Here is a 24154-nt window from a genome sequence, read left to right on the forward strand (position 1 = left end):
TTTTGCTCGAAATAGCAGGCTGGATATTTATTTCTCTTTCATTAACCCTTTTCTATTGCCGATAACGTAACAACTGTTTTATCGAACTTGTTCGGTACTCTTTATCTTGTATCAAGGTATTACAAAGGGAATTGATGATGCCTTTACGTAGATATTTTCTGCCTTTTCTGCTTCTGACGGCTTTTCAGCTGCCCTTGACTGGGTGTTCGATGGTTTCCGAAGAGGTTTTTGATTCTGGCCGGAGTAGTCCATTTTGGTTGGCCAGGGCTAATCCCGAGGCAATGGAAGTCCTGCACTTCTGGTTTGAAGAATGGGAGGCCGATATCGAGAAGGGTGGGGCAGGTAGGTATAATGAGAAGTGGTTTCCTCATGGTCCAGATGGCGTGATAGGCAGCAAAGAGGTTGATCGACAGGTTCGAGAGAAATTCATTACGCTTTTTGAAACCATTGTCTCAGGGAAGCACAACTGGGACATTCATCATAACCCCTTTGATAACCTTGCCTACATCATTCTCATCGATCAGTTCAGTCGGAATATGTTCCGTCATCAAGACAGAGCTTTCTTGTATGATGGTTTAGCACGAGAAGCGGCCAGAACTAATTTGCAAAAGCAGTTCTATTCTTACTATTTTACGGGCTATCAAAAGCTGTTCATCATTTATCCTATGATGCATCATGAAAGTCTTGCCTCACAACAGGTTGCTCTTGACTATCTTAAAGCTTTGAATGAACACCCCGACCATCCCTATGAGTTCCTTAACGCACTGAATAAAGGTTTTGAGCATTACCAGATGGTGTATATGTTCGGGCGTTTCCCGCATCGAAACCAGGCGAGACAAAGAATATATACTGAACAGGAGGAGGCCTACCTTTCGAAGAAAGGCACCAAAGGGTTTATTGATGGTGCCAGGTGGTAGTGATCGTCGAAGGTCAGACTTCCTGCTCGATCAGGATTTGCTTCGCAACATCTTTGTGCAGAATATTGGGTGTCTGGCTCTCCTGATCAAAAACGATCACCATCTCCCCAGATTTTAAGCGGGATAATACCTGTGCTACTCGCGTTGAGAGTGCTTCGTCATAGCCGTTATCCGTTCCTTCCCGGCTGACAAACTCTTCGATCAGACTTTCAAGCGTTTCCGGCTCAATCATTTCATGGGGAATAATCATTGCCCATTACCTTCCTTTGTATTCTCATCCAGTTTAAGGGGCTCCAGCTCTTTCACCAGGAAGTGATGGTTCGTGTATTCCCAGACCACATTCAGATCCCATAAGGCGGTGCCATGGCGCCGCTCGGAGGTTTCCCTCAGGTAGGCTGGTCTTGGATCCTGACCAAGCACCTGCTCGATCAGCAGAATCAGTTGTCTGCCAGTTCGTTGTTCATAACGCAGGCATTGATTCATGGCCTCATCGGTGAACTTCACTTCGGCCATTTGCATGGGTAAGGGAGCAAAGCCCCCCTTGGCATTAGGCAGTGCGTCGGCATAAGGCAGGTAGGGTTTGATATCTATAACCGGAGTACCATCAAGAAGGTCTACAGCCCCAAGGTGCAGTTTCAACTTGCCATTTCCTGATTCAATTTTACGCAGTTCAACCACGGACATGCCCATAGGATTGGGGCGATGTGTTGAGCGGGTAGCAAACACCCCCATACGCTGTCTGCCGCCCAGCCTTGGTGGACGGATGGTCGGACGCCAGCCTTCATCCATGGTCTTATGGAAGATAAAATGAACCCAGATATGTGAAAAACCATCCAGACCACGTACCAGGTTTTCCTGATTATAGGGCGGTAGAAGCTCCAGTGTGGCTTCAGCGGCGGTGACAATACCTGGCTGACGGGGGATTCCAAACTTCTGGCGGTAACAGGAGCGAATAACACCGATCTGTTCAAACTGGAATGACTGAGTGGTGGTTTCTTTCACGGTGAGTCTGGCAAGTTATTGGGCTGGGTATAATGACGCCAGGCAGTGCTATTGGCAATAATGTTGTGTAACCACAAAGGCACAGAGACACAAAGTTCAATAGTACATTTTTCTTTGTGTCTCTGTGCCTTTGTGGTGAAAGTCTTTTAGCTATTTACAGCTGTGCAACGGCTTTGGCAATTCGCTTAACGCCTTCTTCCAGCAGTGATCGGCTGCAGCCAAAGTTCAGCCTCAGGTAATTTTCATCACCAAACTGTTTTCCTGGCGAGAGGCCGACACCGGCCTGTTCAAAGAATTGGTGTGGGTCTTCCAGTCCCAGTTCGCTGACATCAATCCAGGCCAGATAGGTTGCCTGCAGTGGTTCCATGGAAAGGCCCGGGATGTTATTGATGGCTTCCAGCAGGTAATCATGGTTACTACGCAGATAATCCAGTAATGACTGCCGCCAGGGTTCACCATGACGATAGGCCGCTTTTGCTGCAGTGTAACCAATCAGAGTGCTGTCCGTTGACGGTACAATTCCGGTACGAACCCGGTTGAACTGATGGCGTAACTGATTATTGGGAATAATGGCAAATGCACAGCCGAAACCGGCCAAGTTGAAGGTTTTGGACGGTGACATCAGGGTGACTGAGTTGTCTCTGGCAAATTCGCTGATGGAGGCATAGGGAATATGTTCGGCATGGCGATCAAGAATCAGGTCGCAATGCACTTCATCTGAGCAGACGACAAGGCCATGCGTTTTACAGAGCTGCTCAAGCTTTTCCAGCTCTGCCCGAGTAAATACCCGACCATTCGGATTCTGAGGGTTGCACAGCATCAGCAGCTTAGTGCTCGGCGTGATTTTCTGCTCCAGGCTTTCGAGATCAAGAATCCATTCTCCGTTCTTTTTAATCCATTCCACACCAATAAGTTCACGTCCTGCCAGCTTTGGTGCCATCAGAAATGGGTAATAGACAGGAACAGGGGAGATTACACCCTCTCTTTTACCGGCATAAGCACGAACGCAGACATTCAGTGCAGACACCAGGCCTGGTGTCCAGACAATCCACTCCGGCTCAATATCCCAGTGATAAAGGTTGCGACAGCGCTCAACTACCAGTTGCTCCAGCTCACTGTCGGGCTCGGTGTAACCAAAAACCCCATGGTCGACACGCTGGTGCAGTGCTTCGATGATTTCAGGTGCTGATTGAAAATCCATATCCGCTACCCACATGGGGAGAACGTCAGGGCTGAAGCGTCCCCATTTAAGACTGGAGGTCTTGGTTCGATCTACCACTTTATCGAAATCGATGCTCACTGCTTTATCCTGTTATCGTCGTTTTTCTATTAAGATGTGTTGCTTTATAAACACAGCCTCAAACTCCCCTGTGAGGCTGAGTATGTTATCAACGCTCAGGCTGGCGCTATTGTATCGTTATTTGTCAGCAAAGTGCTGTAGCTTTCCTGGATCTTCTTTCGATCCCCCCGGAAGATAATGTCACCTTCCTTCTGTTCCAGCTGATAGTCATACATGGGGTCATAATAATTGCTGAGCAGGTCACTGATCAGAGGGCTATAGCCTTCTATTACACCATCCGTTTTATGTTGTTGAATGGCATTTTCCAGAATATCGGTTAATTGCTGATAGCGCTCTCCACCCAGTCGGCGGCGAATGCGGTAAAGGCTGCCAGAGAGGCCTTCAGCAAACTGCTCAAAACCCTGTTGTTCACCATAAGCAGCAATAAACTCAGCAAGATTGTCGGTAACATACTCCTTAAGACCAATTGTCACCCGTTCCTCCATGGTCTCTTCGAGCAAAATTAGCGGGGATTGCTGCATTTTGTCCCGCATCTCCTGTGGTAGGCTGCAGCGGCCAATCAGTTTACTTTCGTCTTCCAACAGAACAGGCATGCCGGGATGTTTATGACGATGCTTTAACAGTGCGATGGACAGACGATTTTCGAAATCGATCTGACTGGGCTGGCCTCCATATCGTCGGCCAAAGCTTGAGCCTCTATGGTTGGCGAGGCCTTCCAGGTCAATGCTGTAGGGCAGCTGTTGAATAAGGTAGGTTTTTCCGGTACCGGTTTTGCCACTGAGGATAATGAACGGAATGTCTTTAATGGAGCGTTCCAGCTCATCAATCAGAAAGCGCCTCAACGCTTTATAGCCACCTTTGACTAATGGATAAGGGTAGCCTGACTCTTTCAGCCACTGCTGGGTAATATGGGAGCGCTGTCCACCGCGAAAGCAGAACAGATAGCCCTCTGGATGTTTATTAATAAATGATTGCCAGTCTTCGAGTCGCTGTGCCCGAACATCATCAGTAGCCAGCTTATAGCCCATTGCTACAGCCGCTTCAGGCCCTTCTTTCTTGTAGCAGGTGCCAATCAGCTCTCGCTGCCGGTCGTTCAGGATGGGGGCGTTCGTAGCGGTAGGGAAGCTGCCTTTGGCAAACTCTACAGGGGCACGAACATCCATCAACGGGATGTCCTGAAGAAAAATAGACAGGAAGTCTTCAGTGTTGGCTCTTTCTTGATGTACGGATGTCGTCATTGAGGGCTGCAGTGGCTGATCAAAACTGCATAGTGTCGTACCCGAAGCAGTGATTTGGCAAGTCTGAATATGTGAAAGGGTAACCGTAACTACCCCTACTGGAACCTTTAAATGGTAAACCCGGTGATCAGGTAACCCTGTTCCAGCTGATATTTCAGAGCATCTTCCGAACTGCTGCCCTGTAACCAGTCAACACCCGAGAGTTCAATAGTATTGCTCCATTGATGGGCTGTTGCACTGGCAAGATTCAGGTTAGTGCTGCTGCCATTGGCGTTCAGCTCCATGTAATCATAAGGCTGAGCGCTGGCTTCTGCAGGCAGGAAACCCGTGATATCGATAACGTCCTCTGCATCGTGGAAATTAAGTACCCGGTCATAAGCGGGTGTTGCTTCACTGCCAGCGTCTTCTTTCAGCCAGTAGAGCGTATCCATTGCATGGGTGGTTGGGCTGAGCTCCAGAATATCGTTGCCAGGCCCACCTCTCAGTTTGCTGCCCTCATTGTTGGCATACAGGTGATCATCTCCAGCACCGGCATTCACAATGCCATCGCCTTTCAGTTCAGCAGCTGGTGGTGCATACAGGGTGTCTTTTCCTTCGTGGCCAAACTGATGGGAGACGATCAGCTGACCCTGTTCAACCAGCGAGCTTAAACGTTCTGCGGGATCCATTGCGCTTCCACCCGGCAATAGCGTTTCCAGTGGTATGGTATCCAGTGTAATAACCTCGGAAAGTGCGGTAATTCGCGCTTTTCCATCCATTTCATCAACAGTGACCAGCTTTGCCAGATCGCTGCTGGACCATACATTGTCGAGGCTAAGTAGCTTGCTTAAATCAATCACATCCACGCCGGGCTCGAAGTCCTGAATAGCAGTTGTGCCTGTATCGCCAGCCTCAAAGAGGAACGCATCACGTAGGCCATCACCAGAGCCTGAGTACTCTCCCCCCCAGACCGTATTGTTACCTGGGCCGGGGAGCATCTGGTTTTCACCTCTGCCCCCGGAAATGAGGTCATCCCCATTGCCTGCGGAGATCTTCGGTGCAGTTCCATCGGAGACAATAATATCGTTGTTTGGTGTGCCACTGATGTTTTGGCTTCTTTCAACCACCACAACGTTCAGGGGTATGACATCACTGTTCTGCTTATCTCCATCACCGACATCAGAAATGGCTTCCACATCCAGGATATATCTCCCAGTTTGATGATCTTTAAGATACAGGTCTTGAAGTTCATTGTTGACCAGAGCAATACTCGAAGGGCTGGAGGACGGAGTACCTGTTGATGTTCCAGCATGATTAACCAGTGATGCACTGCTGGGAAGTCCCTGAACAAGGGTATAGAGCTCAGTACCAACCAGGTTGTTGGCAGCCACAGCTGGATTGACGACTGAAGCCTGAATAAACAGAGGTGCCGGTGTTTCTACAGCGGTGATAATGTTTTTGCGATCAATCTGCAGCGAGGGTTTGTCGGACTTTGGCGCAATGGTAATGGTGCTGTCCATCACCACTTCAGGCCCATAGGCTGTTATCAGTCCATCGGTTTTATCCACAGAGCGTACGGCTAAAGACATCAGCAGTGTTCCATGACCATCACCCGGATTAAATTCCAGATTGGGTAATGTAGCATCTGGTGTTTCTATGGTTGCGGTGTAACCACCTGAGGTATTGGGAGAGAACGTTGCGGGTGTGATGCCTGGAATGATAAGGCTGGGCTTGATGGCCTCCGGCTCTGGAGGCATCAGTGTGGCAGCGCTACCTGGTAAAATCGTAAACGTTGCCTGAAGGCCTTCCGGATGGTCATGGCTGTCCGTAGTTTTAGCATTCAGATGAAAGACGATGGGTATGTTTTCATCACCCGTCAGCGATTTGGGAATTTGATCCAGTGTGATTGGGTCACCTACGGGCTGTACCGTAACCTGAAATGCCTGCTCATTACTGCAAACCGTACTCAAACTCTGTTCGTGGCTGTGGCTGTTCAGGGTCAGTTCAACAACACCACTGAAGTCTTTTACTGGCCTGAATGACAGTGGCTGTATATGGCCGGTGTTATCCATCAAATATTCTGGAATCTGCCATTTTCCATTGCCGTTAAAGGGCAGAGGGGTTCCAGAACTGTCCTTGATCACTGCACCGTCAGGGACACCGGAGAGCACAACAGAGATGACCTCAGAACCATCATTATCGTTCAGTGCAGCAATCAGCCCGGTGATAGGAATATCTGAGTCTTCATAACCTTCCTGATTTTGTGCAGTCAGGGTTGCACAGTGGTTGACCGGTTTGACAATCAGGTCGATCGATTTGGTAAATACTTTTCTGTCGGTATCTCCCGTTCCCGGAGCGGTATCCAGTACTTCCACCTCAAGTGGCATGGAATAGGTTCCGGCGGGTAGCCCCGGTCCGGGAGTGAAGGTGAAGCCAGCTATCCGTTGCTCAAACTGCGCTTCTGTTTCGGATACTTGCCGATAGACCGAGTTGTCTGGTTGAAGTCCATTACCACTGATGACGATATTTTCGGGCGGTTTAAAAACAACTTTTTCGATGGTTTCCGAGCCATCAATATCGGTGGTTCTTAACTGCAGATGCATGAGCTCGGGATGATCCGCATCCTTCCACTCATCGGCTTCGGCAGCCGGTTCTGTCCAGGCTCTCAAGTCATATACCGAATCTTCCGGTGGCTCATCCGGTGAGTTTTCCACAACCGGAAGTACCCTGAATGAGATCTTGAAGTCTGTTTTGCTGGTCTGATCGGAATCGATATTTCTCTTCAATATGTGATAGGTGATGCTGTCCTCTCCGGAAAAGTCCCTGGGTGGGCGGAATTGAAGGTTTCCGACGTCTTCCGGCTTGGTTATGTATTCGGTGACCTCACCATCGTTATTCCAGTACACCGTTGTGAAACCTTTAAGACTCCATCCGTGAAGATCCGCCACCGTTATGCGGAATGTGGTTTCTTCCTCGGTCGAGGTGTGGGTCTGGTCCAGGTTGATGCAATGGTCTGGAATGGAGAAGTAGTAATCCTCTTTTCCTTCTACCGGTTCTGAGCAGACAACGATGTTCTCCGGTGGCGTCGGTTCATCTGGGCCACCCGTATTATCTTCGACAATGACCTGCATCCGGGCATAGCGAGCTTCTTCGTCCCCAATGTCTTCAACAATGACTTTCGTGTGGATAAAGTACGTGCCCTTCTCGGTAAAATGAACCGATACGCCATCGAGTCCACCACTTTGGATCAGCCACTCGTCATTATCAAAGATCAGCTCCTGCCCTCCAGAGGTTTGAAGATGCCAGTCTCCTGTTACCTTGTTTCCCGCTGGATCATAAACAGCGATCTCATATTGAGGTCGTTTGTCGTCTTTTATCCGCTCACTGTCATCTTTATCAGTGGAGACAAGCTTTAATGCTTCCAGTGAAAAGTCATTTCCTGTAAGAGGCCCGGGATTATCGATGGTTACCTGGGTGTTTTTATCCGGATTGAATGGTGTAGCTGGTGGCTGTTCACCATCAACTTCACCCCGCCAGTCGATATGTCCACTGACAGCTACCTCTTTTTTCGCCGTTAATCCATTCTGCTGATCCGTGATTTCTACGGTAAAACTGAAGTCGCTACTCTGGCTGGTGGGTGTTGGGTAATCACTGTCAATCGTTCCATCGGGATGGACGGGTACAATGCGGATACTCCCCTCAGCAAGCGTCCTTTTCAGCGCTTCCAGACCGCCCAGATGTTCAGCCAGTGAACCACACTGGTTGTCCATCAATACGCCATTTACCATCAGTTGGAAGCCGGCAGGCAAATTGAAGCCGGTAATATCGGTAATGGACTCACTGCCATCACTGTCACCCAGGGTGAACCCAGTAAGGGCAAGTGGTGCACCACCCGAGAGAAATTTACCGGCTCGGTTCAGTTCAACTTCATTACCCTGGATGGGCTCGATGGATTGATCCCGGGTATCCACCACCGGCTCAAAGATGGCTCGAAGCTGGTAGTCAAAAATGGCATAGGCTCCGTCCAGCTCTGTTACCAGAATCTTCATGGGCACCAGCAGCTCACCGGCATAGTCCAACGGTGGTTTCAGCAGATATTTACCAGAGATAAGGTCGGCTGGCGTTATCTGGTACAGCGGTTTCCCATTGACAACATAAGCAATGGGAGGCTGTCGCCCGTGGTTATCTTCCAGACGAAACCGGCTATCTTCCAGTGCCACAACGGAGTTAAGACTTTCGGAACCATCGATATCCGTTGAGTGAAGATCAAATACCAGTGGCAGTCGCTGGTCTTCTTTGCCATGGCCAATCAACTCATAGGCATCGTCCGGGTTCATGGTCCAGGTATCATTAGGCGTCACTTCTGGAATATCTGGAACCCCTTTAATACTTATTTGAATAAACCGGTCTGGTGATAGGGCTTCTTCTTTTCCAGCTGCTGGTGCAACACCATCCTGAGCCGACTCACGGCTGATGGCATTAACCTGCAAACGGACATCATCAAAGTTTGCTGAGCTTCGATCTTTTCCGGGTTGATAATAAAGGTGGTCAATATCCGGCCCAGTTGCTTCAAAACTATTTGTTGGGCCTGGCTTTATTTCTGTCCAGATACTTCCCTGCTGAACCCACAGTTGGCCAATATCTTCTCCGGGTTTAACCAATGGTGTGACTTTCAGGAAAAGGCTTTCAGATCCGTCCGTATCCACAAGGGCAGCCTTGATGTGGCTGCCAATGGCAATGCGCTCATCTTCATTCCCGGTTATCTTAACCGTATCGGGGTCTGCACCGGCAGGCATGACCACCAGTGTTGGAGGGTCTGCCACAGGTTGAACATTGACGACAATGGTAGCCGGTGATCGTGCGGTTTCAACCGCAAAATAACCCTGCTCTGTAGCAATGGCGTCAACCTTGATTTCCAGCCTGCCACTCGTTCATCAGATTGAACAACCAGCTGTTCAAACTGTTCTGGAGTCAGCGTGGCCCCTGCATCAATTTCCCGTCCATGAGAAAACAGCTTCATGCTATCGGGTAATTGCGTTATCTCGTATGAGAGGACTTCTGATCCATCCTTGTCTTTTAGCTCTGCTTTTATACTGCTGCCCAGTGGAATGTTCTGATCCTCTTCGCCGGTGACTGCCGGTATCTGTTCGGGCCAGATTGGGGGGGCCGCTATGCCTTTAACATGGATAACTACTGGGGAGCTGAGGTCTTGATCCGGGCCCGGTGTCTTGGTGATATGAGCCTTCAGGTTAAGGGTTATCTGGTGATCAGTGAAGGTATAGTCAGAGGCATCCTCAGCAGGGATGTAGCCCAGATTTCTGCTGGTGTAGATTCTGTCGCCATTGACATCCTTGACTTCCAGGCTGTCTGGAGGGATCAGTACTTCACCGGCAGTGTCCGTGACAGGAAGCCTATTCAGTGTCAGGGTTCCTCCCTGAAGATCACTGACGTCAATGGATAGTTTGCTGATGCTTTCATGACGATCCAGATCGCCTAGATTCAGCTGAAAGACGAAAGGCAAAGGCTCCGGTGGATCCTCAAGACCATCTGCACTTTTGATATTCTCAAACCGGGCCTGCTGATCTGAGATCGTAATGGTAAAAGGGGCATTAGAGGTATCACCATCCCCATCAATAATTGCCGCGTTGAGAACCGCCGTAAAATTTTCACCCTGACTATGATCTATATGGGGTAGAGTTTGCAGAGACCATTCACCATCAAAATGGAGTGACAGCTCTCCGATATCCGTATCGACGGTGACCATATTGCTCCAGCCAAGGGGGAAGATATTGTTGTTATATTCCAATGCATGAATATGGGCCGGGTCAGCGTCAGCCTTCAACTCGTCATTAATCAACAGGTTTCTTTCTGGTGAAGCATTAAGGAGAGTGCCTTCTTCTGCGATGGCATACCCTTTGTAGAAATGATCCGGATGAGCGGTTGGGTTAGTATCAATAACACGGAATATCAGGTCCATGCTTTTGGTGACAATTTCTTTGTCGCTGTCTCCCAGAAGTATCGGAATGCATAACTCAATGAGGTCATCCTGGTCTCCAGGCTCCTTTGGGTGGTCGAGGTTGTCCAGTTGCTCAAACAGTACCGTTGCCTGGTCGGCTTGCACATTTTTTATGGAAAAGCGTAAAACCGGATGTCCGTCCTGACGACTGATGGTTAGCTGAGTGTCTGGCGTATTGATCAGCTCAAACTTATCCAGAGGTTGAGCATCCGACTGGATGCCTGAAAAGGCTGTTTTAATGGTATCGAGATCAAACGTTGGTACTGGTTTGTCTGATCCAGCCGTGAAGAAAATAGTACCTTCTGAGCTATTATGTTCGCCCCAGTTAATATCAATGACCTGGGGTGGGTTCACTATTTCACCAGGCAACGGCAGCGCACCATCAAATAGCTTCAGGGTGAACTGGTCTTCTACCGTAGTGCCATCACTGTCTTTAGCTTGAACCGTCAAGGTTATGGGGATCAGCTCTTTGTTTTCACCGGCCGCTGTTAAGTGATCAAGGTAGTGATACCAGGTAATCTGAAGCCGGGTGGTTCCTGTTGTATTGGGATCAATGACGATGGGAGTGCTGTCGGGAGGAATCGATGATAATTTGAATATTTTTGCATGCTGGGTACCGGAATCCATTGACCAGGCTTCCCAGGAACCATCCGGGCCATAAAAATACTTCAGTGGTTTGCCATCGGCCTTGAGCTGCTGCCCATCATTTTCAATCGCATAATCCTGTGTATCTACTGCAGGCTTCAGGAAGTAAACCTCACGAACCGCATCCGTGCCCGCATCAATGCTGACCTGGCTGCTTTCACTCACCGGAGCTCCCTGGTAGAGAGGTTCAATCAGCCCCATATCATCCAGGGCGATATCAATACTGAGGTTATCGTCTCTATCAATGACGTTGACGATCAGGTTGTGCTGCGTGATATCGCCATCATAATCCTGAACTTCAGTCAGCACTTTCAAAGGCCATGTCCCTTTGTCCTGATCCATGGCCTGCTTGAGTGTTACTCGGTAGAAAAGTGCTGTGATGTGCTCTGGGCTGGGTTCATTCGTCAGCTCAATGGTTAATACTTCCTGACTGGGCACATTTTCTTCAAAAATATGTATCGCCCTACCATTGACTGTGTATGCCAGTGGGTGACCATTTGAAAAAAGCCCTTCAAGGCCTGGTTGAGCTGATAGGAACTGCCAACTTGATGGAACAATTGTGTCAGACGATGGACTGGTAATCATTTCCCCGGTACGACTGACGGGAAAATTCACCTCTTCCAACGTTACGGTGGCTATATGGGCAAGAAAGGGTGGGGAACCGTCAATAATGGTGGTGGTGAACGTACCTTCCTTCAGGGCAGGTGTTCCATCATGATCGCTAAAGGAATAGGGAAGTTTTAAGGTGATTTTATGATCGGTAATATCGATGAACTCTGAGCCTGTGGCTTTATTGATATGGTCCAGCGGTCGAAAGAGTTCACCCTTGATTTGCACCTGCAGGTCTTTACCAACAGGTGATACCGAGGCGATTTTGAAATCAATCACAGGAATCGGTTGCAGGCCTGGAGGACTAACTATGCCTTTAAGTACATGGTTCTCTCGTTGAAAGGTGACTGGAAGCCCAGTTGAAGTGAGAATGTTGTCCAGCGCACCATGGGGAAGGTCAAAGTGAAGGCTACCGGGAGCGACGGGATCAGATCCATCACCTTTCAGGGTATAAATGCCAGTGGTCTTATACTCCGGGTAAAACGGAGGGTGGCTGAGGTTGGCTTCAGTAATGATCAGAGTGGCATCTTTACCGCCTGTTGGGGCAGCACCATCCAGAATATCGATGACGGCTGTCGCCGTAGCAGTATCACCACTGCTGTCTTGTACGGAATAGTCAAAAGTAAATGCGATTGGGTCAGGGTTATTTTTCAGGGAGTCATGTGCCCTGAAAACATAGTCTCCATTACTCTGAACAACCAGGCTGCCTAAAGGGGTATCAATAGGGGTTGATGGTAAAAAGCTGACTCTGAACTGATCGTTGATCTTGGTGGTTCGAAAGGCGGTCTCATCAATGGTGACCTGTGTAACTGTAACCGCATCCATACACAGCTGGTCGTTGGCCAGTAAATTCCCGGTAACCGTTTCACCTTCTATGACTTCAGCAAAATCATCGTGAAGCGTAATACCACCATCAATAATGGTCAGAGCAACGCGATGCGTTACGGTATTGATATCATGATCACTGGCCGTAATGGTGAGAGGAAGGCTGGCAGGTTCAGGGCCATAGACATCAAAAGAGTTGAGTTGCTCTACATTAAGCGTCGCTGCCAGGTTGCCTTCAGAGGTTGTGCTGATATTGATAAGGCTGATCTTGAAAACAGGAGATCCATCAACTGTTGATAGAGTCAGTGATTGAATTGCTGGGTCAGGGTGCAGGTTGTCCAGATCCAGGGGAATGCCATGACTGTTTGGATTTTTTTTATCTAATGAGGCTTTGAGCTGCTCGATGGTTGCTGTCAGGTCAAACGTAAGTTTTTCGGGTGGTATGGGATCAGATCCCTTAATGATCAGTAACTGGCCATTGTCTGGTACAGGCTTTGGCTGGTCACACTCCTGATCTATGGTCATCTCACTGACGGAATCACCACTGAAGGACAGAGGGGGGCCATCTGCAACGGCAAAGGTGATGTGTGCATCACTGTTGTCACCATCAAAGTCCGTCAGGGTAAAGGTAAACGTATCATCCAGGGTTTCTCCCTGCTTATGAACAAGATCAAATTTTGCTTGATAAACCCATGTACCATCAGGTTTGACATAGAGTTGTCCATAATTGCCGTCAAATGTGTAATAGCCTGCAAGCATGCCATCATGCACTTCATTAGCGGTATCCAGTGCAATATGGTTGATGTGCGATAATTGACCGCCATCTGCTCCAGTATCCTGCTTATGAAAGAGTTTTCCGCCACTGTCCTCCCAGCTTGTCTGTTCTCCTTCCTTTAAACCCACTGTTTCATGGTCGATGGCTTCAGGGGTGTCATCTACGACGGTAACGTGAACGCCAGCCTTTGAGTGGTGAAAGCGGGAAAAGGTCGGGGAATAGCGGCTTTTCTGATAAGGGATATCAAACTCAATGGTGTTGTTGCCAGCACCATCAGGGTGCTTCAAAGGGGGGTAGAGGGTTAATGCGGAAAGCCCATTACCGGTCTCTGGTACCGAGAATGCCAATGCTGTTTTTATGTTGCTATTGATTTCATAAACAGCTTTCAGTTCCTGTGGTGAGTTAAGCTGCCAGCGAATGGGAAAAATACGTCCGGAATCAATAATGGACAGGTTGTCAGGAAGGTCAGAGAGAAAACCAGTCTCAATGGATAAGTGAGTCTCCTGATCTGAAACGGGATCAATGGATACGCTGGAGCCAAGGTTCTCTTTCTCGGTCAGTGTCACAGGTAACGGATTTCCCAGAGTTACTACATGGTCACTGGCCAGGTTACATGCCCGATCGCGAACAACAGCGACTACATGGTAAGGGCTGCCGGGTTTTATGGGCGTAGGAGGAAGGTTGGTGCTCCACAGGTTGTCATGCACAACCGGTTTCGCTGTGAAAAGAGAGGAAAAATCAGAGGCATCGACATTCACCACCTTACCATTGGCGACCCCACCGGTTTCACCGGAAATTGTTGGTTCAAACTCTGTTTTTTGAAAGGTATCCAGATCATTGACCCATACTTTGGTATAGGTATCGATGGTGACTTCCAGACTGCTTGATGCTTGATTGCCCGCTATGTCCGTAGCAGATGCCGTCAGATTATGCACGCCATCCTTAAGGGGGGTAAGTATTCTGGTTGACCACTGTCCACTGTCATTAACCTTAATACCTTCAGCTACCAGGTTTCCATCGTCGAAAAGATTAATCGATGCCCCAGCTTCTCCGGTACCCTGAATTAATGGTGTCGTGTCATTGGTCACATTATCCTGATCATCGTCACAGGAGTCGCTTTCAGGAGCGAGATCGATAGTGACTTCTGTCACCGTATCCAGCAGGAACGTTGATGTGTCTTCGGCATGATTACCGGCAAGGTCAATGGTTTCAGCTTTGATGGTGACAGTACCGTCAATCAATCCATATCCTTCGGCTCCAAGCTTTTCAACGGGTGTTTTCCAGGTGATGTGTCAGAGCTGTTGATCTGATACATTCCTAACTTTTTGAGTCATCTATGGCTGTAGTTCAAGTTGCCTGTATCCATTGTCAACAAACGATCAATGTTGTTAAGAACGGGAAAGCTGAAACGGGTCACCAGCGGTATAGATGCAAGGACTGTAATAAGAGCTTCCAACTTGAGTATCGCTATAATGGCAATCTGCCTGGTACTCATGAGCAGATCATAAAGATGACCATGAATGGCTCCGGGGTCAGAGATATCGGACGTGTCCTTGAGATCAGTCCAACGACTGTATTGGCTCATTTAAAAAACTCGACCCGCCAACAGTAACACAACTCCCCTTCGAAAATGCCCAAGTCAAGATTATTTTCGAAATGGATGAGCAGTGGTCATTTGTTGGTAGCAAGAAGCAGCAACGCTGGCTGTTTTATGCATGGGAGCCACGTTTCAAGAAGATCATTGCCCATGCGTTCGGCTCCAGAAGCACAGAGACGCTCAAAAAGCTGTTGGGGCGTCTGGCCCGCTTCAAAGTTAGTTTTTACTGCACAGATGACTGGCAGCCATACACATCCTGTTTACCAGAAGATAAACATATCATTGGAAAGCACTTTACTCAGCGGATTGAGCGGCAGAATCTGACCTTGAGAACTTGCTTGAAACGGTTATCCAGAAGGACTATTTGCTTCTCAAGATCAATAGACATTCATGATAAGGTTATCGGGGAATTTATCTCGCGAAACCACTATCAACAGTTTTGATACATCACCGTTTTCCAGCTCAGGGCATCGGGAAAGACAACGGTGTTCAGCTCAACGCTTTGTCCCTGGCTATCGGTCAATGTCAGAGTAATCGGTTGTCCCGCCTCCACATGATAAACAAACCCGCTTATTTCAAATGCCAGAGACTCCTCGTGATTAATGATATTGTCAGCAGTAATGGGCTCTCTGATCACAATGACTGCCCGGTCATCCATATATTGCCGCTCTTCCGGGGTTATCCATCGTTGTTCAGTATTTTCTGAGTGGTTATCTATTCCTGTTGCGTAACCGGCTGTTGGTATAACCTGAAGTGGTATGAGTTCCACAGACCAGGGCTCTATCAGGCTATCAATTGTCAGGTCATCCGATTTTTCAGTACCTTGAAATGGCGAATCAGTACTGGCAACCGAAGGCTCTGATCCTCCTAACAGCACTTCGTCAGCACCAGAACCAGAAATACTGTCTACAGGGGTAAGCTCAATATGACTATTGTCATTAAGCTCAATTCGATCTCCGGTAATGAGTAGCTCCCCCTCCAACAAAGGGCGCTGTGTTCCATCAGGTAATAATTTCCAGGCATCTCCCAAAACTTTTGTGACAATATTACTGCTGTCCAGTTGAATGATTTTTTTCATGGCCTCCACCAATCACTGAAAAACAGGTTGAGGAAATGTTTGAGCAGACCATTTCTTGATTGGACGGTTTTGTTCGTTAATGACCAGAGCGGTTACTCTTCGGTTTGCCTGGTTGGCTTGAGGAGTATTGCCTGACTTTATTGGATTTTGTTCACCTTTCCAGCGAACTTTGATTTGGTCAGTACTCAGTCCAAAGTTTTGGATTAACTGCTGTTGGACATGCTCTGCTCGCCTCTGTGAAAGCTTCAGATTGTAGTCATCAGATGCTGGTTGACTGCTATATCCGGTGAGTATGATTGTGCTCTGGGGGTTATCTATAACTACAGAGGCAATTTCTTGCAGAACCTTTTGCGCCTTAGGATCTGAGAGAGAGGATGAATCTCTGGAGAAAAAAATCGTCTGTGCATACTGGTTCAGAACCGTTTCCCATTGCGGGCAGCCGACATTATTAACTGATGCACCGACAGGGGTATTTAAGCAGTGATCTCTTTCATTAATTACACCATCAAGATCATCATCGTGTATATCGAGTATTTGTTGATGATATGACGTGATTCCGGTTTTTTGGCTCATGCAGCCGTTCATCAAAACCGGTATTAGCACCGTTAGTATCAGGTTGCGTAAGGAGTTGGGACTGATCATCAAACCTGTTTTCCCTGTGAGTCTGTGTATGAGTTTTCCGCCCGAGACTGTGCCCTGAAGAACTTTCTGGATGCCAGTCTGCTGGTAGCGTCAGTCTGAATGAATCAAGGAGTCGACCGGTTATGTGGAGAAGCCGGTAGCATGAATCAAGCTGTGCAGCCCATGCCCGGTTCCATGCCAGTTCAGCTTCAAGGCTTTCATTCTCTGCATTCAATACATCCAGTAACGATCTTTCTCCCAGGGCAAATTGTCTTCGGTAAGCGGATACCGTATCCAGGCTGTAGCCGACGTGTTTCTGTAATTGGGGGATTTGTTTGTTTAGCTGAGTATGGGCTTCCCATGCAAGACGGGCTTCTTCCTGGGTGTCCAGAAATGCCTGATGGTATATATCTTTCGCTTCGTTCCAACGGCTCAAAGAGACCTTCATCCGGCCAGAATCAGCACCGCCATTAAACAGGTTGTAACGGGCATGGAACATCAGATTGTAATCATCATCACGCCCGATCACGCCATTCATGTTGTAGTTCCATGATCGGGTCGCCTCAAAGGAAATCTCTGGGTAGAAGCGTCCCTTGCTGGCCAGGTACTCACTTTCTGCTGCGTGATTGTCCTGGAGCGCCGATTTGAGTAATGGGTAGTTTTTGCCAGCCAGTAGTATTGCCTGCTCCATCGTATCTGGCAGTAAGTCAGAATCAGGTACAGGCTCGTGCAGAGAATGAGTTGGAACCCCAACCAGTCTCATTAACTGGAAACGGGCATCCTGCAAATTATTTTCAGCGGAAATCGTATTAGACTGAGCCCTGGCCAGCCTGCCGCTGACAAGGCTGAGGTCTGCCGTGCTCTGCACGCCGGACTCAGAACGTTTAAATATGTTGTAGTAGATATCCTGATGAATCTTCAGATTTTGTTCGGACATGGTCAGTGCCCTCTCCATCATGATTACCGCCAGATAGGTCTGGGCGACTTTTAACGCCATCTCGGAAGCTGTCGTTATCAGACGGTACTGTTCAGAGCGTGTTGACGCTTCAGATCTTTTACTGTCGTGTACTGTTGAAAAACCGGAAAAAAGCACTTGGCGAAGCGCAATGGAAGACTCATACCGGTGAAGACTGTCATCACTGTTAGGCCCACCGGCACGGGTTGTTGGGTTGGAGGACCACTCATAGCCGGAGCCTCCCTGAACATTCAGTGTTGGCAGAAATCCTGATTTGGCAATGCTTTCCTCATGAAGGCGGGTTTGTACTTTCTGAATTGCATGATGGAGTTTAGGGCTAGTCATCAGTGCAGTGGAGACTGCCTCCTCAAGGCTTTGTGCTTTCAATGACGAAATAGTCGACGTGATTAGGAATGCTGATAGCCATAACCGAAAGTGATTCATACAGGAAAGACGCTTCATGCTCATAACAGTGTTGAAAATGTTCCGGGGATGATCTTTCCCGCAATGGGGGGGTGAGGTTCAGGAAAACAATAAGAACTATCTGAGAATTAAAAACTGACAAGAACCCGTGATATAAAAGTCTGACTAAGAATAGATGATTTTTTTGTGTCTGACTGAGAATGGCGGGGGGGAGATTTCTACTCTAGGCTCTGTCTTTGCTAAACAGAACCTGCCCCTCTATGGAGTTGCCATGGCGCAAAGCCCTTTATTAACCAGCTTGATCTGGATTGCCAGGTTTCATGGAGTCAGAGTCATCGCAGAAAGCGTTCTGACGGGGCTGCCCGTTAAATCAGATGAGTTCGCTGATCAATATCTGGAGCGAGCAGCTGGGAATGCAGGGCTTAGTATGTTCACCAGACCGCTTGTCCCTCACGAATCACTGGAAGAAAACTGCCCACCGTCGTGCCTTCCCTGTATTGTCTGGTTTGAACAGTCACCCATCGTTGTTGTAGAGATCACTAAAGAGTATGTTGAGTTCCGGCAACCAAAAGTTGGGATGGCAGCTGAGCGTTTACCTCCAGATGTATTTCTTCAGAGTATTGAAAATAGGTAACTATTCAGCACCCTTCATATAAATCTGGAATTTTCTGATTTTTCGACCATCATCTTATACTCAATTTTTCTAACAAATCTCCAGTATGGAACCAGACTTCCCAGCTACTCCGTTTACCGAAGCTCTCCTTAAAGAGAATGAAGAGCTTCGGACCGAGAATGCGCTTTTACGGGAACGTTGCAGCGAACTGGAAGAAAGGGTTAATAAAAACAGTCAAAACAGTAGTAAGCCACCATCGTCAGATGGTTATCAAAAGCCCAGTAAAAAAGGGAGTGATAAAGGTGATACATCTTCCAAAGAAGCCCCCTGCTCCTCACAGGAAACACCGAACCCCAAAAGCCTTAGACCATCTTCAGGCAATAAACCAGGTGGCCAGAAAGGTCATCAAGGCTCTTGTTTGAGACGTGTCGCCTTACCCGATTATGTCAGGCATCTGAAGGTTGAAAAATGTTGCTGTTGCCAGTCTTCGCTTATCGATATTAAACCCACCAAATACATTGAGCGACAGGTTTTTGATCCAGGTAGACCCGGAGAATTTGAAGTTACCGCGTACTGGGCAGACGTTAAAGTATGTCCTTGTGGTAAACGGAACACCGCTGAGTTTCCCCAAGGAGTGAAAGCCGCTGCTCAATACGGAGAAGTGACTCAGGCAATGGCTGTTCATTTAAACCAGTATCACTTCATCCCATATCACCGGGTGTCTGAGTATTTCAATACTATTTATTGCATGAGTGTCAGCGCAGGCTCTGTTGCCAATTTTGTTGCCTATACCCATGAGAACCTGGCCTCTACTGAGCAGAGTATCCGCGATGCTTTACAAGAAAGTCCGGTTGCAGGAGCGGATGAAACTGGCATGCGGGTTGACGGTTCACTGTGGTGGTTACACATTATGCGAGATGACCAATGGACGCTTTACTACCTCTCAGAAAGGCGAGGTTGTGAAGCAATGGATGCAATGGGCATCCTGCTGACTTTTGCAGGCATTCTGGTTCACGATCATTGGAAGTCCTACTTTGCCTATGCGGCAGTGCATGTGCTTTGTAATGCCCATCATCTGAGAGAGCTTCAGGGAGTTGTCGATAGGGATGCGAATAAGCTGGCTCTGCGGCTGATGAAATTGCTTACGCTCTCCTGGCACTTCTGCAAGAAATACAAAGCAGCCGGTCTGACTCAAATGCCTGGTGCAATACAGCTTCGCATTGAGACGATATACGACCAAATCCTTCAAAGGGCTCTCACGAAGGAAACCGCTTATATGGAAAAACAACGACAGGTGCTTGGACGTAAGAAGGTCAGGAATACCAAGGCCTACAACCTGTTCAAAAGGCTTATTGAGTTTAAGGTTGAAACGTTGCGCTTCATGTCGGACTTTTCAATTCCCTTCGATAACAATGGCAGTGAACGTGATGCCAGGATGGCCAAACTTAAGCAGAAGATCTCAGGCTGCTTCAGAAGCGAAGACGGAGGTACCATGTTTACCCGAATCCGAAGCTATTTATCATCTGCTAAAAAGCAGGGGTTGAACATATTTCAGGCGCTTCTTAAAGCGGTTCGAAATTACAACAATACGCCTTTGCTGGGTGCTGAATAGTTACTGATAGAGAACGATATCTGCCGACTTCACTTTCTTGCGAGCCGCTGCCTGGCCACGAACCACGACCTTTCCATCCCGCAGCTTCACTTCCTGCCGGATCTGGGTCATATCATCCCAGCCAGCGTCTTTGATCGCAGGAAGGATAAACTTGGAAATAATGTCGGATTCTGTGAGCTTGGATTTGTCGATGGGCATGGCGGTGCATCCGGTCACGGCATTGGCATTCGGTCATTGTCGCACAACCTGAGCCTTGATAAATAGGTGTCTGTCCTGAATCGGCAGGTGGCTTTTATATGGTTTATCCAGCCATCATGCAAAAAGAAAATTTACGAGCTTGCTGCTGAATGTGCTTTGTTAGCGGGCCTGTCTGAAAGTAATTGATGATGTGTTCCAGATGGGGTGGTGAAGAGGTTTTGAGCGCCCTTTAAAACGGACAGGGCGCTTGTTCTGGGTTACAGGTTAATCATCATCATCGTCCCAGTCTTCCTCATCTTTAGCTGACTGGCAGGCATCACAGAGTTCGCCCGTAATACCATAGAGTCCACCAGTTACGAAATATAGGGTGCAAAAACACTCTGCACATTGAACCTGATACTCATCTGACATTCTTTTTCTCCATTGGTCTACGTGGGTTATTGATTACAAAACTAATGCACCTGGCACATAGCCTCCGGCTTTGGCGATATTCTCCTTTATTGTTTTAACCGGGCTTGCTGCCTCCCCAACCCACTTTCTGATTTTTTCGATCTCGTCGAAAAGCTCACTCCAATGAATGTGCGGTATGACTATCTCTCTACGGTCCATCATGTCTGGGTAATAACTGAATTGATACGAAAATAGAATTGTTTTTTTCAGTCGGGCAAGGCTTGAGGATGATCGTGATCCCAACTATCCACCCGACTGGCGAAATCACTGGTTCTGGGGTTCGTTACTGGAAGGGCGACGTATTTATCGGGAAGTATTATTAGCGTCTCTGCTGGTCAACGTTTTTGCTCTTGCGGTGCCTTTGTTCGTTCGCCTGATCTATGACCGGGTTATTCCAGGTATGGCACTCACTACGCTGAACACGCTGACAACTGGTGTCGTTATTGTCATTTCTTTCGAACTGATCTGTCGACAGCTGCGCACCCGGTTTATTGATATAGCTGCCAAAAAGTCCGATCTGCTGATGTCCAGTCAGCTCTTTGCCAAAATTATGGGAATCCGAATGTCATTCACTCCTGCTGCCGTGGGCTCATTTGCACGGCAAGTTCAGGACTTTGAGGCTATTCGGGAGTTTATGACTTCTACCACGCTAACAGCAATGGTTGATTTACCATTTGCCATTCTGTTTCTGATCGTTATAGGGCTTATGGGAGGTCAGCTGGTATGGATTCCCATACTGGTTATTATTGTTATGTCGCTTATCAGTGCCGCTGTCCAACCCGCGCTCCGTCAGAGCATAGAAGAGAGTGAGCGACTCTCGGCACGCAAGCATGGGGATCTGGTGGAAAGCATTACCGGCCTTGAAAGCCTGCGGCTTGCTGGAGCACAAAGTCGTTTTCAGCAACGCTGGGAGCAAGCAACAGGGCATATGGCGACCTGGGGGCTTAAAACCCGTGCAATTACCGGCAATGTTACTGCAGTAGCCACCTGGCTTCAGCAACTGGCAACCGTGGGCATTGTTTATTTCGGCGTGATTTTCATCAACACTGCCAGAGTGAACATGGGGGCATTGATAGCCATTATGATGCTTTCTGGCAGGGCGGTTGCGCCTTTTATGCAACTGGCACTGCTAGGCACGCGATATCACCAGGCTCGTAGTGCTTTTATGGTGATAAATCAATTGATGGGGGCACCTGAAGAGCAGAGTAGGCAAACGACCTATCGCAGAATCAAACAGTTTTATGGGAATATCGAGCTAAAGCAGCTGTCGTTTTCTTACCCTGATAGTGTCACTCCTGCACTTTATGATTTATCTCTATCCATTAGCAGAGGTGAGAGAGTGGCTGTGGTAGGCCGTTCTGGCTCGGGGAAATCGACACTAGCCCGTATTCTGGCAGCACTGTACCTGCCTGACAATGGGCAGGTATTTCTGGACGGTATTGTCCAGGGGGATATTCATCCAGCAACCCTGAGGAAAAAAATAGGCTTTCTGGCTCAGGACCCCTGGTTATTTCATGGTTCAGTAATGGATAACATCGCGATGGGGGCTTCCAGCTTTTCTGAGGAAGATCTGCTGATTACCGCGAGAAACTGTGGTGTGACCCTCTTCACTGGTGACTCTCTGGCTGCACTGGAATACCCGGTAGGTGAAGGTGGAAGACAGCTCTCTGGTGGTCAACGGCGGGCTGTTGCATTGGCTCGTGCCATGCTATCCAAACCAGACATCCTGATTCTTGATGAACCTTCTGCTCATATGGATAGTCTGATGGACGCCCGTGTTCAGAAGACACTTAAGAGCCTGCCGGAACATGTAACTCTGATTATCATCACTCATAGAAGTAGCCTGTTGTCCGTTGTTGGGCGTGTCATTATGTTGGATGGAGGGAAGCTGGTATCCGATCAGCCTGTTCATGCCAGAGAACAGCCAGTATGAATGCTAAATCATGGCCAGAATGGTTGCGGTTAAACGCCAGTAATCGGCAACAGGCTCAGCTCATGGACATCACTGTCGCTTCACGCTGGTTTGTCTGGGTGATGGTTTTTTTTGTTGTTTCACTGATGGTCTGGAGCTCTATGGCCATGATGGATGATACCGTCACGGGCCATGGACGCATTATCCCTTCCAGTAGAGTTCAAGAGGTTCAGAGCCTTGACGGTGGAACCTTGAAATCTGTGCATGTCAGGGAAGGTGCGTTTGTGCATGCAGGGGACTTGCTCTTGCAGATTGATGAAACGCGCTATCAATCTTCTTTTCGGGTGAATGAGTCTGAACAGGAAAGTCTGCAGGGCTCTGTTGTCAGGATTGAGTCAGAGCTATCCGCACTGGTAGGACTTCAAAAAAGTACATTGTCTATAGATGACAATCATGATCTCAATTTCCCTGAACAGTACAAAAAGCAGTTCCCGGAACAGGTGCTTCAGCAAAAAACACTGATGAATGAACGAATGGCAGCATTGAAAAGTCAGGTGACCATTCTCGACCAGCAGGTCATTCAGAAGCAGCATGAACTGAATGAATTAAGAGAGAAGGTAAAGACACTGGCAAGAAGCTTAGCGCTTGTAGAAGAGGAGTTATCGTTAAAGAAACCCCTGACCGATGATGGTGTTATTACCCGTGTAGAGATTATTAACCTTGAGCGAAGGGCAAATGAACTTAAGGGAGACCTGACTAATGCAAAGTTAATGGTGATTCGTCTTGAGTCTGCATTGAAAGAGTCCATTAGTCGCCGTAATGACCTGGTTATTCGTTACCGTGCAGATCTGCAAAAAGAATTGCAGGATACGCGGGATCGTTTAGGTAAATTACAGGAGGGGCAGACAGGCCTGGAGGATCGAGTTCGAAAGGCGGCTTTGCATTCACCAGTGGATGGATTGGTTAAAACAGTGAAGGTGCATACGGAAGGCAGTGTCATTCAACCAGGGAGTACTGTTGTTGAGATTGTTCCAGCAGAAGACGCGCTTATTTTTGAAGCACGTATTCAACCGGCGGATATAGCTTTCCTGCAGTCAGGACAAAGCGCTTTGATAAAGTTAACGGCGTATGAATTTGCCACCTTCGGGAGTTTAAAAGGACGTGTGGATACGATCAGTGCGGATACGCTGGATGATGAAAAAGGGCAGCCTTATTATCGGGTTCGAATAGTGCTTCCAGAAGATCATAGCTCAGTCATTCTGCTACCAGGAATGACCGGTGTTGCTGATATTGTGACTGGAGAAAAAAGAGTTATGGCGTATTTGGTAAGCCCTGTTTTGAAGGCTTTCAGAACATAGGTGAAGCGTTTTATAAAGCCAAAAGCCAAAT

General features: G+C 48.0%; 16 protein-coding genes and 1 pseudogene. 6 read left to right on the forward strand and 11 right to left on the reverse strand.

Annotated features, from left to right (window positions below):
• Window positions 1-134 precede the first annotated feature (134 nt).
• Complete coding sequence (locus ACOCLE_RS01855; protein WP_419535275.1) at window positions 135-917, forward strand: DUF924 family protein; 783 nt, start codon at window positions 135-137, stop codon at window positions 915-917.
• Between the two features lie 13 nt (window positions 918-930).
• On the opposite strand, the gene ACOCLE_RS01860 is transcribed toward ACOCLE_RS01855, so the two are convergent.
• From ACOCLE_RS01860 to ACOCLE_RS01885, 6 genes are all read right to left on the reverse strand, one after another.
• Complete coding sequence (locus ACOCLE_RS01860; RefSeq protein WP_419535276.1) at window positions 931-1167, reverse strand: YheU family protein; 237 nt, start codon at window positions 1165-1167, stop codon at window positions 931-933.
• The gene (tsaA, locus tag ACOCLE_RS01865) at window positions 1164-1919 is read right to left on the reverse strand and encodes a tRNA (N6-threonylcarbamoyladenosine(37)-N6)-methyltransferase TrmO (RefSeq protein WP_419535277.1); all 756 of its coding nucleotides are present in this window, start codon (window positions 1917-1919) and stop codon (window positions 1164-1166) included. The genes ACOCLE_RS01860 and tsaA overlap by 4 nt, the downstream gene beginning before the upstream one ends.
• A 154-nt stretch (window positions 1920-2073) precedes the next feature.
• Window positions 2074-3219, reverse strand: coding sequence for a MalY/PatB family protein (locus ACOCLE_RS01870; RefSeq protein WP_419535278.1), 1146 nt, complete (start codon window positions 3217-3219; stop codon window positions 2074-2076).
• A gap of 95 nt (window positions 3220-3314) precedes the next feature.
• On the reverse strand, window positions 3315-4457 hold the full coding sequence (gene mnmH / locus ACOCLE_RS01875; RefSeq protein ID WP_419535279.1) for a tRNA 2-selenouridine(34) synthase MnmH: 1143 nt from the start codon (window positions 4455-4457) through the stop codon (window positions 3315-3317).
• A gap of 107 nt (window positions 4458-4564) precedes the next feature.
• The gene (locus tag ACOCLE_RS01880) at window positions 4565-9259 is read right to left on the reverse strand and encodes a type I secretion C-terminal target domain-containing protein (protein ID WP_419535280.1); all 4695 of its coding nucleotides are present in this window, start codon (window positions 9257-9259) and stop codon (window positions 4565-4567) included.
• Window positions 9196-14547 carry an Ig-like domain-containing protein gene (locus tag ACOCLE_RS01885; protein WP_419535281.1) on the reverse strand — a complete coding sequence of 1784 codons (5352 nt, stop codon included), beginning with the start codon at window positions 14545-14547 and terminating at the stop codon, window positions 9196-9198. The genes ACOCLE_RS01880 and ACOCLE_RS01885 overlap by 64 nt, the downstream gene beginning before the upstream one ends.
• 95 nt (window positions 14548-14642) lie before the next feature.
• On the opposite strand from ACOCLE_RS01885, the gene ACOCLE_RS01890 reads away from it, so the two are divergent.
• Window positions 14643-15346, forward strand: a protein-coding gene (locus tag ACOCLE_RS01890) for an IS1 family transposase (RefSeq protein WP_419534371.1) whose coding sequence is annotated in 2 segments (ribosomal slippage) — window positions 14643-14886 and window positions 14886-15346 — 705 coding nt in all. Because the reading frame shifts where the segments join, the coding sequence is not laid out codon by codon here.
• Here the strand turns inward: ACOCLE_RS01890 and ACOCLE_RS01895 are convergent.
• Genes ACOCLE_RS01895 through ACOCLE_RS01905 form a run of 3 tightly spaced genes read right to left on the reverse strand, consistent with a single transcriptional unit; the run spans window position 15334 to window position 17902 of the window.
• A complete protein-coding gene (locus ACOCLE_RS01895; RefSeq protein WP_419535282.1) occupies window positions 15334-15981 on the reverse strand; it encodes a hypothetical protein in 648 nt (215 codons plus the stop codon). The genes ACOCLE_RS01890 and ACOCLE_RS01895 overlap by 13 nt on opposite strands.
• 12 nt (window positions 15982-15993) lie before the next feature.
• Window positions 15994-16554, reverse strand: a complete 561-nt coding sequence (locus tag ACOCLE_RS01900) for an OmpA family protein (protein WP_419535283.1) — start codon at window positions 16552-16554, stop codon at window positions 15994-15996.
• Entirely contained in the window at window positions 16496-17902 is a 1407-nt protein-coding gene (locus ACOCLE_RS01905; protein WP_419535284.1) for a TolC family outer membrane protein, read from the reverse strand. The genes ACOCLE_RS01900 and ACOCLE_RS01905 overlap by 59 nt, the downstream gene beginning before the upstream one ends.
• Window positions 17903-18164: 262 nt before the next feature.
• On the opposite strand from ACOCLE_RS01905, the gene ACOCLE_RS01910 reads away from it, so the two are divergent.
• Both ACOCLE_RS01910 and tnpC read left to right on the forward strand, forming a co-directional pair.
• The gene (locus ACOCLE_RS01910; protein ID WP_419535285.1) at window positions 18165-18614 is read left to right on the forward strand and encodes a hypothetical protein; all 450 of its coding nucleotides are present in this window, start codon (window positions 18165-18167) and stop codon (window positions 18612-18614) included.
• 85 nt (window positions 18615-18699) lie between these two features.
• On the forward strand, window positions 18700-20205 hold the full coding sequence (gene tnpC / locus ACOCLE_RS01915; RefSeq protein ID WP_419532963.1) for an IS66 family transposase: 1506 nt from the start codon (window positions 18700-18702) through the stop codon (window positions 20203-20205).
• Between the two features lie 6 nt (window positions 20206-20211).
• Here tnpC and ACOCLE_RS01920 read toward each other — a convergent pair.
• Together ACOCLE_RS01920 and ACOCLE_RS01925 are read right to left on the reverse strand one after the other, a co-directional pair.
• Window positions 20212-20403 (reverse strand): annotated as a pseudogene (locus tag ACOCLE_RS01920) (hypothetical protein); the annotation flags it as partial.
• A gap of 264 nt (window positions 20404-20667) precedes the next feature.
• A complete protein-coding gene (locus ACOCLE_RS01925) occupies window positions 20668-20814 on the reverse strand; it encodes a hypothetical protein (RefSeq protein WP_419535286.1) in 147 nt (48 codons plus the stop codon).
• Between the two features lie 235 nt (window positions 20815-21049).
• Here ACOCLE_RS01925 and ACOCLE_RS01930 point away from each other — a divergent pair, with 235 nt between their 5' ends.
• Together ACOCLE_RS01930 and ACOCLE_RS01935 are read left to right on the forward strand one after the other, a co-directional pair.
• Window positions 21050-22786, forward strand: coding sequence for a type I secretion system permease/ATPase (locus ACOCLE_RS01930; protein ID WP_419537278.1), 1737 nt, complete (start codon window positions 21050-21052; stop codon window positions 22784-22786).
• Window positions 22787-22848: 62 nt separating this feature from the next.
• Window positions 22849-24123, forward strand: coding sequence for an HlyD family type I secretion periplasmic adaptor subunit (locus tag ACOCLE_RS01935; protein WP_419535287.1), 1275 nt, complete (start codon window positions 22849-22851; stop codon window positions 24121-24123).
• Window positions 24124-24154: the final 31 nt, after the last annotated feature.

This window comes from Endozoicomonas sp. (assembly GCF_965196975.1).
In the GTDB taxonomy this organism is placed as follows: Bacteria; Pseudomonadota; Gammaproteobacteria; order Pseudomonadales; family Endozoicomonadaceae; genus Endozoicomonas.